At 37.6% G+C, this 9,716-nt stretch carries 11 protein-coding genes and 3 tRNA genes; 3 read left to right on the top strand and 11 right to left on the bottom strand.

What is annotated here, in order from left to right:
* Positions 1-42: 42 nt before the first annotated feature.
* From NU887_RS20850 to NU887_RS20840, 3 genes are all read right to left on the bottom strand, one after another.
* Positions 43-124 (bottom strand) — tRNA-Leu (locus tag NU887_RS20850).
* Between the two features lie 12 nt (positions 125-136).
* Positions 137-210 (bottom strand) — tRNA-Pro (locus NU887_RS20845).
* Positions 211-235: 25 nt separating this feature from the next.
* A tRNA-Ser gene (locus NU887_RS20840) sits at positions 236-324 on the bottom strand.
* A gap of 663 nt (positions 325-987) precedes the next feature.
* Here NU887_RS20840 and NU887_RS20835 point away from each other — a divergent pair.
* Entirely contained in the window at positions 988-2,292 is a 1,305-nt protein-coding gene (locus NU887_RS20835; RefSeq protein ID WP_258425327.1) for a PAS domain-containing protein, read from the top strand.
* Positions 2,293-2,362: 70 nt separating this feature from the next.
* On the top strand, positions 2,363-2,782 hold the full coding sequence (locus NU887_RS20830; RefSeq protein ID WP_258425326.1) for a LytR/AlgR family response regulator transcription factor: 420 nt from the start codon (positions 2,363-2,365) through the stop codon (positions 2,780-2,782).
* A 14-nt stretch (positions 2,783-2,796) separates the two neighbouring features.
* On the opposite strand, the gene NU887_RS20825 is transcribed toward NU887_RS20830, so the two are convergent.
* A complete protein-coding gene (locus NU887_RS20825) occupies positions 2,797-4,020 on the bottom strand; it encodes an S-adenosylmethionine:tRNA ribosyltransferase-isomerase (protein ID WP_258425325.1) in 1,224 nt (407 codons plus the stop codon).
* Between the two features lie 38 nt (positions 4,021-4,058).
* On the opposite strand from NU887_RS20825, the gene NU887_RS20820 reads away from it, so the two are divergent.
* Positions 4,059-5,159 carry an o-succinylbenzoate synthase gene (locus NU887_RS20820; protein WP_258425324.1) on the top strand — a complete coding sequence of 367 codons (1,101 nt, stop codon included), beginning with the start codon at positions 4,059-4,061 and terminating at the stop codon, positions 5,157-5,159.
* A 57-nt stretch (positions 5,160-5,216) separates the two neighbouring features.
* Here the strand turns inward: NU887_RS20820 and NU887_RS20815 are convergent, their stop codons facing one another.
* The 7 genes from NU887_RS20815 to NU887_RS20785 form a co-directional block, all read right to left on the bottom strand.
* Positions 5,217-5,408: a cold-shock protein gene (locus NU887_RS20815; protein ID WP_009032438.1), complete on the bottom strand. Its 192-nt coding sequence runs from the start codon at positions 5,406-5,408 to the stop codon at positions 5,217-5,219.
* Positions 5,409-5,565: 157 nt separating this feature from the next.
* Positions 5,566-6,708 (bottom strand): lactonase family protein, encoded by a 1,143-nt coding sequence (locus NU887_RS20810; protein ID WP_258425323.1) that lies wholly within the window; start codon positions 6,706-6,708, stop codon positions 5,566-5,568.
* A complete protein-coding gene (gene mnhG, locus NU887_RS20805) occupies positions 6,705-7,100 on the bottom strand; it encodes a monovalent cation/H(+) antiporter subunit G (RefSeq protein ID WP_258425322.1) in 396 nt (131 codons plus the stop codon). The genes NU887_RS20810 and mnhG overlap by 4 nt, the downstream gene beginning before the upstream one ends.
* Positions 7,097-7,327 carry a cation:proton antiporter gene (locus NU887_RS20800; protein ID WP_338021199.1) on the bottom strand — a complete coding sequence of 77 codons (231 nt, stop codon included), beginning with the start codon at positions 7,325-7,327 and terminating at the stop codon, positions 7,097-7,099. Before NU887_RS20800 ends, mnhG begins: the two co-directional genes overlap by 4 nt.
* A 38-nt stretch (positions 7,328-7,365) precedes the next feature.
* Positions 7,366-7,845 carry a Na+/H+ antiporter subunit E gene (locus NU887_RS20795; protein WP_258425320.1) on the bottom strand — a complete coding sequence of 160 codons (480 nt, stop codon included), beginning with the start codon at positions 7,843-7,845 and terminating at the stop codon, positions 7,366-7,368.
* A complete protein-coding gene (locus tag NU887_RS20790; protein WP_258425319.1) occupies positions 7,842-9,365 on the bottom strand; it encodes a proton-conducting transporter transmembrane domain-containing protein in 1,524 nt (507 codons plus the stop codon). Before NU887_RS20790 ends, NU887_RS20795 begins: the two co-directional genes overlap by 4 nt.
* Positions 9,362-9,715: a Na+/H+ antiporter subunit C gene (locus NU887_RS20785; RefSeq protein ID WP_258425318.1), complete on the bottom strand. Its 354-nt coding sequence runs from the start codon at positions 9,713-9,715 to the stop codon at positions 9,362-9,364. The genes NU887_RS20790 and NU887_RS20785 overlap by 4 nt, the downstream gene beginning before the upstream one ends.
* Between the last annotated feature and the right edge of the window lies 1 nt (position 9,716).

Genomic DNA, 9,716 nt, shown 5'->3' with positions numbered 1-9,716 from the left:
TAAAAACAAAAAAGAGGCTTAAGAGCCTCTTTTTTGTTTTTGTGCGCACGAGAAGACTCGAACTTCCACACCTAATGGCGCTGCCACCTGAAGACAGTGCGTCTACCAATTTCGCCACGTGCGCATCAATAATAAGTCGGGGTGGCAGGATTCGAACCTACGACCTCCACATCCCAAATGTGGCGCGATACCGGGCTACGCTACACCCCGAATTAAAGAATCCTTCGATTCCTTGCAGAGAGTGGGGGATTCGAACCCCCGGTACGGAATTACCCGTACGACAGTTTAGCAAACTGCTGGTTTAAGCCACTCACCCAACTCTCTGTTTGTTACAGTATAATTTCGGTAAACTGCTAACTTCCCAATTACCATTTGGATATCAGGAAAAACTACCTACCAAACTTTATATTTGCTTATTCTTAAACCTAGGCTTTATTTTTTGATTTAAGAGATGCAAATATAAATGAATATTCATCAGATATACAAAACTGGATTGTCATTATATATCCGACAGCCTTCCTCAATCAGGGACTGAAGAAATAAGACTCTGACATTCAATCAGAAAAAAAATAGTTGTGATGTCCTTTTCACTTCAAAATTTTTTAAGAATAGGAGGTTAATTCAAAAAGAATAAGAAATGAACTATGGAAGCAAGGGATTTACGAGGTAAATTTTAAATCTCTGGTGGAGAAGACCACATAGAAAAATATAAAATTATAGGTTTAAAAAACTTAAGTGTTATTTGGTTTAAATTTTAATTTGAATTTTTTTCAAAAAATTTCTCACAGCATTTTTGTGGTTTCAATATATTAAAATGGTGTTTATTGAGATTTAATCACTTTTTAATATTCTCTGCTAACGTATTGGTATTCAATTTTATAGATCGTCATGAAATTGTCTTTGGACAATTCATTATATTGCAGCCTCTAATTCGGAAAATAGTCACTCGCAAGTGAAAACGGTCTCACCCCCCGGTTAATTATCAAGATGATACATTCTAAAAAAATCAAAGATTTGTTGCCTGTATCCCTCCGGGAGAGCAAACTCTTGGTTTGTGTTTTGGATCTTGAAGGTGAAGTAGCCCAATCCAATTCCACCTTTAATACGTTTTTCAAGTTGTCATCAGACGAAAAAACCTGTTTTTTTGAATTTTTCAATGATAATCAAAAAGTAGAGATTGAGCCACTCATTTCTGAACTGATTGGTAGGCCCAACAATATTATCCATTACTCCCAAGTTTGTTTCAACAGCTTGGTTTCGTGGGAGTTTTCTTTTTTAAAAAATATTGAAGGGGATTTTTTGGGAATTCTTGGAGTAGGTACAGTCAAAAATGAATCTGAGTATTTATCCAAGCAAATCGGTTTTAATGTCAATGTAGAGTCTGACATTTATATTCAATTGAACTCAGATTGGGAAATTCAGTTTTCAAATTCTCTTGCGGATGTCTTTTTTGGAAGCCCAAGCAACCAGCTGATTGGCAGGAAAATTTGGCAGGTTTTTCCGGATCCAAAGATTTATGAATACGCATTGAAGTTCAAAAAAGCCAAAGAATCAGATTCAATCACTGTTATTGACGATTTTATTTCTGAAAATGGCAGGTGGTATCAAATAGTAATCCATCCCAGAATGGCTTGGATGGACATTTATTTCAAAGATGTTTCTGATGTGCAGTTATTGGGCAATGAGGTGGGTCGGCTTGACTCAACTTTAGAAGCTATTCTAAATAATTCTGAACAGGCTTATATTTTAATGAGCCAAGATTTAAGGATTTTAAAATTTAATGTAAAGGCTTCAAATCAAGTGAACTCTTATTTAGGTAAAAGCCTTGATATTGGACAGAAATTCTTGCATTTTTTACTTCCCGGTATGGAAGAAAAAGTTTTGACAAATCTTGAAGCAATCATAGGAGGGAACCATCTGAGCTTTAAACAATCCTTGTTCAGCATTGCCAATAATGAAGAAAGATTGTTTCTGCATGAGTTTTTTCCGGTCACAAACATGCATAAAAAAGTGATTGGTTTTGTTTATTGCAATAAGGATATCCATGATGACGAAGCTGTTTTTGCCAAACTTCTTGATCAGAATAATGTCCTTAAAGAAATTTTATTCACCCAATCTACGGTTTTGAGGTCTCCTTTATCCTCCATTTTGGGATTGCTGGAATTATTGGATAAAAAGCAACTTGACAAGGAAAATCAAAAATACCTTTCCTATCTCAAAGTTTTGGCAGAAGAGCTCGATCAGATTATCCGAAAAAACACGAAAACGATCAACGAATCCGATCCATTTTGATTTGGCTTTCCTTCAAAACAATTCCATAAACAAGATGTTATTTGACTAAGGTGATCAAATGACTTAGGTAATGAAGGAAGTACTCAAAGAAATCAAAATTGAAAAGGATTGGAATGTGGAAGATGTCAATTCCAATGAAAAAGTTGATGGCTTCTTAATAAAAGACGGCATCTTCATTAGAAATAAGGGAAATTTAGTAAAGGTTAAATGGACCGATATTCTGTGGCTAAAAGGAGATGGTAATTACACTACTTTAGTTACCAGAACGCAAGTTTTTTCTCTAAGAAATATCCTTAAGGAATTTGAATCAGTACTTCCGATCCAAGAGTTTTTCCGAATCCATAAAAGCTACATCGTCCGATTAGATGAAATCAAAAGCATCAATCCCCGGGAGGTGATGATAGGCAATGACTCTGTCCCTGTCGGTAGGACATACTTCCAGGACCTGATCAATGGAATCAAAAAATTGGGCTCTGCTGGAGGAGATTGATCCCGTATCTCCTCTCAGTTTCCCCACAAAAGACTGCTGTCCCCATAGCTTAAAAACCTGTAATCTTTATCTAAAGCTTCATTGTAGATTTTTCGCCAATTACCTTTTGTAAAGGCAGCAACCAAAAGAATTAAAGTGGAGGAGGGCTGGTGAAAGTTTGTCACAAGCGCGTCGCAGACTTTGAAATCATAACCCGGCATGATCATTATTTCAGTAGATCCGGTGATTTCATTCAGGTTATTTTGCTTCATATAGTTTAAAATGGCTTCAAAACTTGAGGTTCTATCAGGTAAACTTTCAAAATCTGAATAGGGGTAAAGTTTTGGTATTTCAAACAAGTTGCTTTTTTCGAGCCCCAACCGTACACCAAACCAATATAAGCTTTCCAAAGATCTCATGGATGTAGTTCCTACAGCAATGATTTTATCTTTTTGGCTGGCAAGGTTAATTATGGTTTCTAATGTGAAAACCATCTGTTCGCTGTGCATGGGATGAAAGGCTACGTTTTCTTCCTTAATGGGCTGAAAAGTTCCTGCACTGACATGAAGGGTTAAGAATTCTTTTTTTACCCCTTTTTCTTCCAAGGCTTGCAAGACTTCCTCGGTAAAATGAAGTCCCGCTGTCGGTGCAGCTACTGCGCCTTCTTTTTTAGAATAAACAGTCTGATATCGGGTTTTGTCTTTTATGGTAGCTTTTCTGTTAAGATAGGGTGGGATGGGAACTTCTCCAGCAGCTTCGACAATCGTTACGAAGGGGACTTTGTTTCCGGACCAAGTAATTTCCACATGCTTTTCTGACCTGTCAACAATTCTTGCATTGATAATTTCTGTTTTCCCATGAATAATGATCTGCCCTTGCAATATTTCATTTTCTCTCCATTTTTTGAGGTTGCCAATAAAGGTTTCCCAAATAACGGAAGAGGTATTGGTCATGATCTCACTGATGATTGTGCTTGGATACAAAGGTTTTAATAGAAAAATCTCGATTTTTGCACCTGACTCTCTTTGAAAGATAAGTCTGGCAGGGATGACTTTTGTATTATTGAATACCATCATGCTCCCGGCAGGAATGAAATTGGGAATTTCAAAAAATCGGTGGTGGGAAATCGCCTGAGAACAGTATTGTATCAGCTTCGAATCAGAACGGTTTTCAAGTGGGAATTTTGCTATTTTTTCCTCGGGAAGGGTATATTCGTAATCAGATAATTTAATATCCTCAATTTCTTTAATCTTTGTCATTGGGGTGTTTTAAGTAATAGAGCGCAAATATATACCTAATGGAAGGAGTTTTAAAGGATATTCAATTTTCATATCAGCCCTATTTATTGAAATTTAAGTTTGACGCAGGCACTTCCCGTGGTGTTTTGAAAGAGAAAGTGAGCTATATACTCAAAGCTGTTTCAAAACATAATCCTGAAGTTATTGGATGGGGTGAGGCAGCGCCATTGCCAAAACTAAGTATTGATGATGTGCGAAATTTTGAGGAGGTGTTGGAAGGTACAGTCAAAAAACTGTCAGGAATGTCTGTCATGGATAGTGAATCTGAAGTATTGGAATGGGTGAAAACCAATATTTCCGAAAATTTTCCAAGTATTCATTTTGCATTTGAAACGGCTCTCCTTGACCTATTGCATGGTGGCAAGAAAATGATCTTCGATACTCCTTTTTTCCATTCAGAAAAAGCCATGCCGATCAATGGCTTGATTTGGATGGGAGATCGTGAATTCATGCTAGATCAAATAGACAAAAAGCTAGCCGAGGGATATTCCTGCATCAAAATGAAAATTGGAGCGATCGATTTTGATCAGGAGTGTGATTTGTTGGGATATATCAGAAAGCGGTTTGGGGCTGAAAAAGTAACATTGAGGGTAGATGCAAATGGTGCATTCACTACAAAGGAAGCTCTGGAGAAATTAAAAACCCTTCATGAATTTGATTTGCATAGTATTGAGCAGCCGATCAAACAGGGTCAACTTCCTGAGATGGAAAGTCTTTGCCGGCTTTCTCCCTTGCCAATTGCTTTGGATGAGGAATTGATTGGTATTCATAATTTAGAAGAGAAACGAAGACTTTTGGAAACCATCAGGCCTCAATATATTATTCTCAAGCCAACATTGTTAGGGGGAATTGGATCTAGTAGAGAATGGATTGGATTGGCAGAATCTATGGATATAGGTTGGTGGATGACCTCTGCTTTGGAAAGTAATATAGGATTGAATGCGATCGCTCAGTTTACATCTATTTATAACATTATTTTGCCTCAAGGGTTGGGAACAGGCCAACTTTATCACAACAATATTGATTCTCCTTTGAGGATAGAGAAAGGGGAAATTAAGTATGGCATTGGCAAATGGGGACTTGAGAAAAAATTGGCATAAAAAAAACCCCGATTGCTCGGGGTTAATTTCACTAGATGTCAATGGGTTGTATATAGATTAAACTACCTTTACATTCACTGCATTTAGGCCTTTTCTACCTTCTTTAAGGTCGAAAGTAACTTCGTCATCTTCTCTGATTTCGTCGATCAAACCAGTGATGTGAACGAAATACTCTTTAGAAGACTCATTGTCAACGATAAAACCGAATCCTTTGGACTCATTAAAAAACTTAACTTTTCCTGTGTTCATGATAAATTGTATTGAATTAATATTTCGTCAAATTTAAGGATACTTTTAACATATAAAACGAATGAGTTAAATTATTTTAAAAGTTTTTTTAAAATAATTGCAATTACATTTAAAAAATTAGTGAATATTATTTTGAAATCTTTCAAATTGTCAGATTTTAATCCAATCTAAAAAAATAGACAGGCTTATTGAATTTGGTTTCTGCGCCGGTCTTGGACAGCTTTCCTGTTTTTAGGTTTCTTTCAAATGCAACGATTGTACCTGAACCTTGATTGCCTACTATAAGAAATTTACCGTCACTAGTAATTACAAAATTTCTGGGATTTTCGCCTCCTGTTTTAACCCTTTCTACAAAAGTCAAAGTGCCGCTTTTTCCTATTTCAAATACTGTAATTTCATTGGCATCACCTCTATTCGAAGCATATACAAACTTCGCATCCGGAGATATGCGGACCTCTGCTGCACCGACATTACCTTTAAAATCTTCTCCTGTCAAAGGCAATGCCTGTATTTTAGACATTTTTCCGGCCTCATAATTATAAACACCAAGTTCCGCTGTCATTTCGTGGATAAGGTAGACAATACTTCCGTTAGGGTGTATTGCCAAATGCCTCGGACCTGCACCTGCTGCTACTTCGACGGATCCGGGATCCGAATTATTGAATGGTACAGCATATGTCGGATTGAAATCATAAAGGTGAATTTTATCTGTTCCTAAATCTCCCACCAATAATTGTTTGCCATTGGGATGAAAGACGGTACTGTGTACATGGGCTTTTTCCTGTCTTGCAGGATTAATGCTTTGTCCTTCGTGTTGGTATGTTTGGACATGGTTCAAAATTCCATCCTGAATTTTGTAAGCAGAAAAATTACCCCCCGAATAATTGCCTACTACCAAAAACTCCTCCTTGGGATCCAAACTTAAGTAACAGGGATGGTCACCATAGGTATCCTTTGTGTCCAATAATTCAAGTGTATTGTTTTGTCTGTCAAATTTAAACGATTTCACTTTTCCTCCGTTTTCACCTGACGTTTCTTCTACAGCATATACCATGGTCTGGGCCCTGTTGCTGATGACAAATGAAGGATTGGAAACACCTTTAGTCAGAATTTGGGTTTGTAGGATATTTTTATCAGGATTGAAAGTGAGAAGCCCAATTCCCTGTTCCTCAGAATCTGTGTAAGCTCCCAAAAGGAAAGAATAAACAGGTTCCACTTTTTCTTCTTGAGGAGATTCATCGCAAGAGTAGGTCATGATTATGATAGTAAAGAGCAAAATTGAATAGGCTATTTTTTTCATATTGAGGTGTCTTTTTCTGGTTTGATGGAAGAATTGTGTTTTTCACTGTACAATTCATGGGTTACTTCATCATATTGTCCTGCTAGGTCATCCACTTTGGTCCCTTTCCATATTGGAGTTTTGGTGAAATAAGCCGCCCTTGCAAGTAAATGCCCACCAATCGATATAGTTAGAAATACGAATAAAATAATGGCAACTATCCGGGTTGTCACCGAATAATCATTGAAATAAAGTGCAGCTGAAGTCAGCATCAACCCTATGCCCAAAGTAGAAGCTTTGGCTGTAACTGATATTCTCAAATAGACATCGGGCTTTCTAAGCAAGCCAATGGATGAAGAAAGTATAAATATCGCTCCAAATGAAGCCAAAATCATGATGAGGATATCTTTCATTTTCTTTGTCTTTGTTCAAGGTAAAATGCATAAGCCGAAGTACTTAGAAATGCAATCAGGGCGAAAAGCATTGCCACATCCAAAAATGTACTTTGGTTGGTTTGGATACTGTAAATAGCGATGATACACACTGAAATCAAAATCAGCATGTCCAAAGCGATCACCCGGTCAGGAAGGCTTGGACCTTTCAAAAACCTGATGAAAACCAAAATTACGGATAGTCCCAATATTGGTATAATGATCCAATTAAAGTAGTCGTATAAGCTCATCGCATAAGTTCCAATAAGGGTTTTTCAAACTTCAGCTTGATTTCTTTTATGAAATTTTCTTTGTCCAAAAGATGCATCACATGCACGTAAACCACCTTTTTATCATCCGAAACATCCATGATTAAAGTGCCCGGAGTAAGAGAAATAATATTTGATAGGATACTTATTTCAACATCTGTTTTTGCATCAAGGGGAACTTTGACAATAGCCGGTTCAAGTTTTGATTTGGGATAAAATGATTCCTTCAATGACTGAAAATTGGCTTTGATTATTTCCCAAAAAATAAACGCTATGTAAGCTAGCAGTTTTGGAATGACAGTAAAATACTTTCTTTCCTCTTTTTTGAAAGTGATTACCCACAAAATCGTAAAGCTGATAAAAAAGCCAAAAAGAAAGTTTTCCTCCGTGAGGGTTCCTGTTGCCATTACCCAAATGATGGCTAAAATCAAATTACTCAAAAACAGTGATTTTGTCATGGGGTTATCGCTTTTAGTCCCAATACTGCCTCAATGTACCCTGTCGGATCCATCAATTCGGAAGATATTTTTTGGGAAAGTAAAATAATATTCTCAGCACTAAATCCAATGTAAAGTGAAATTGCAGCCAAAAGGAAAATCGGAAATACCATCAGCCATTGATCAATTAGAGGCATTTGACCAAAATAAAGCCCATTTGCTTTTTTTGGTAACCCTACACTATTTTTCCAAAAAACCTCTCCCCACAACCTCGCGATCACCCATAAGGTAAGAAAACTTCCCAAGACGATAAACCCGATCAAGAAAAAGTCTTTAGTCTCCAATCCTGCCTGGATCAGAAATATTTTGGCCCAAAATCCGGAAAGTGGAGGAATTCCAACCAGGGAAAACAAAGGGATTGCCATTAGCAAAGACAACAAGGGGAAGTTTTTATACATTCCGCCTAGTTCTTTGATATCTTGGGTACCGTTGATTTTTAAGATCAATCCTGAAACCATAAAAAGATTGGTCTTTACTATGATATCATGAATGAGATAAAAAATGGTACCCATGATGGCCAATTCGGTGTAAATCCCCAATCCCGCGATAAGGAAACCTATATGGCATATGATGAGGTATCCAAAGACCTTTCCCATATTTTGTTGGAGAATAGCTCCCAATCCTCCCGAAAGGATGGTAAGTGCTGCCAAGACGACCATGATATCCCCCATAAATTCATCACCGCCAAACATCAATGTAAATGTCCTTAACATGGCATAAATCCCCAACTTGGTCAGCAGTCCTGCAAAAATCGCAGAAACAGCAGGTGGAGGAGTATGATAGGATGCAGGTAACCAAAAATACATCGGAAAGATGGCTGATTTGATTCCGAAAGCCACCAGAAAAATACCGGAAGTCACACTTACCAATCCACGGTTTTGAAGACCATCAAGCTTGATTGCGACATCGGCCATATTGAGTGAGCCGGTAAGGCCGTATATAAAACCAATTCCGATCAAAAACAGAGAAGATGCTAAAAGATTAAGCGAAACGTATTTGAGAGCTCCTTCCAGTTGCTGTTTTTTTCCTCCAAGAGTCAACAGGACGAAAGAAGAAATGATGACAACCTCAAACCAAACATAAAGATTAAAAATGTCTCCTGTTAAGAATGCCCCTTGAAGGCCCATAATCAAAAAGTGGAAAATAGGGAAAAAACCGAAAGCAAGCCTTTCTTTTCTCATACTTCCTGTGGAAAAAATGGAAACAGCCAATCCCGAAATGGAGGACAACAAAACCATGGTCACGCCAAAAGTATCTGCGACAATGCTGATTCCAAATGGCGCTTTCCAATCTCCAGATTGGGTGACCATGATACCCTTTTCCCAGACCTGGAGGAAAAGCCAAATGCTGATTCCCAGCCCAATAACCGAAAACAGAATGCTTAAAACTTTCTGTAAATTGATTTTTCTCCAGAAAAACAACAAAATCGTCCCAGCTATAAACTGGAAAATAATGGGCAATACTATCATGGAATTACTCATATCTCCTCATCCGTAGAGTTAAGCTCGTCCAGATCGTCTGTATTGAGCACATTGTACACCCTTTTTATCAAAATAATCGCAAATGATTGAAGGCCGAATCCTATCACTATCGCTGTCAAAACCAATGCTTGGGGAACCGGGTCCGCATAGATATCTGTAAATACTTTTAAGCCATCTTCAATTACTGGGGGATTACCTTTGACAAGCCTACCCAACAGGAAAATCAAAAGATTGGCCCCGTTTCCCAATAATATCAATCCTATGATCATTTTGAACATGCTTCTTCGCAGCAACATGTAGAGACCGCCCGCATGAAGAAAACCGATAATAACAACGAGAAGTATTTCCATA

This window comes from Aquiflexum gelatinilyticum (assembly GCF_024741135.1).
GTDB lineage: Bacteria > Bacteroidota > Bacteroidia > Cytophagales > Cyclobacteriaceae > Cognataquiflexum > Cognataquiflexum gelatinilyticum.
Note: the sequence above shows the minus strand (reverse complement) of the source record. Positions and strands in the feature narration are given on the sequence as shown.

Coding starts and splice junctions, on each gene's coding strand:
- mnhG (WP_258425322.1), bottom strand. CDS start 7,100: ATGAAAGATATCCTCATCATGATTTTGGCTTCATTTGGAGCGATATTT.
- NU887_RS20785 (WP_258425318.1), bottom strand. CDS start 9,715: ATGGAAATACTTCTCGTTGTTATTATCGGTTTTCTTCATGCGGGCGGT.
- NU887_RS20815 (WP_009032438.1), bottom strand. CDS start 5,408: ATGAACACAGGAAAAGTTAAGTTTTTTAATGAGTCCAAAGGATTCGGT.
- NU887_RS20790 (WP_258425319.1), bottom strand. CDS start 9,365: ATGAGTAATTCCATGATAGTATTGCCCATTATTTTCCAGTTTATAGCT.
- NU887_RS20795 (WP_258425320.1), bottom strand. CDS start 7,845: ATGACAAAATCACTGTTTTTGAGTAATTTGATTTTAGCCATCATTTGG.
- NU887_RS20820 (WP_258425324.1), top strand. CDS start 4,059: ATGGAAGGAGTTTTAAAGGATATTCAATTTTCATATCAGCCCTATTTA.
- NU887_RS20830 (WP_258425326.1), top strand. CDS start 2,363: ATGAAGGAAGTACTCAAAGAAATCAAAATTGAAAAGGATTGGAATGTG.
- NU887_RS20835 (WP_258425327.1), top strand. CDS start 988: ATGATACATTCTAAAAAAATCAAAGATTTGTTGCCTGTATCCCTCCGG.
- NU887_RS20825 (WP_258425325.1), bottom strand. CDS start 4,020: ATGACAAAGATTAAAGAAATTGAGGATATTAAATTATCTGATTACGAA.
- NU887_RS20810 (WP_258425323.1), bottom strand. CDS start 6,708: ATGAAAAAAATAGCCTATTCAATTTTGCTCTTTACTATCATAATCATG.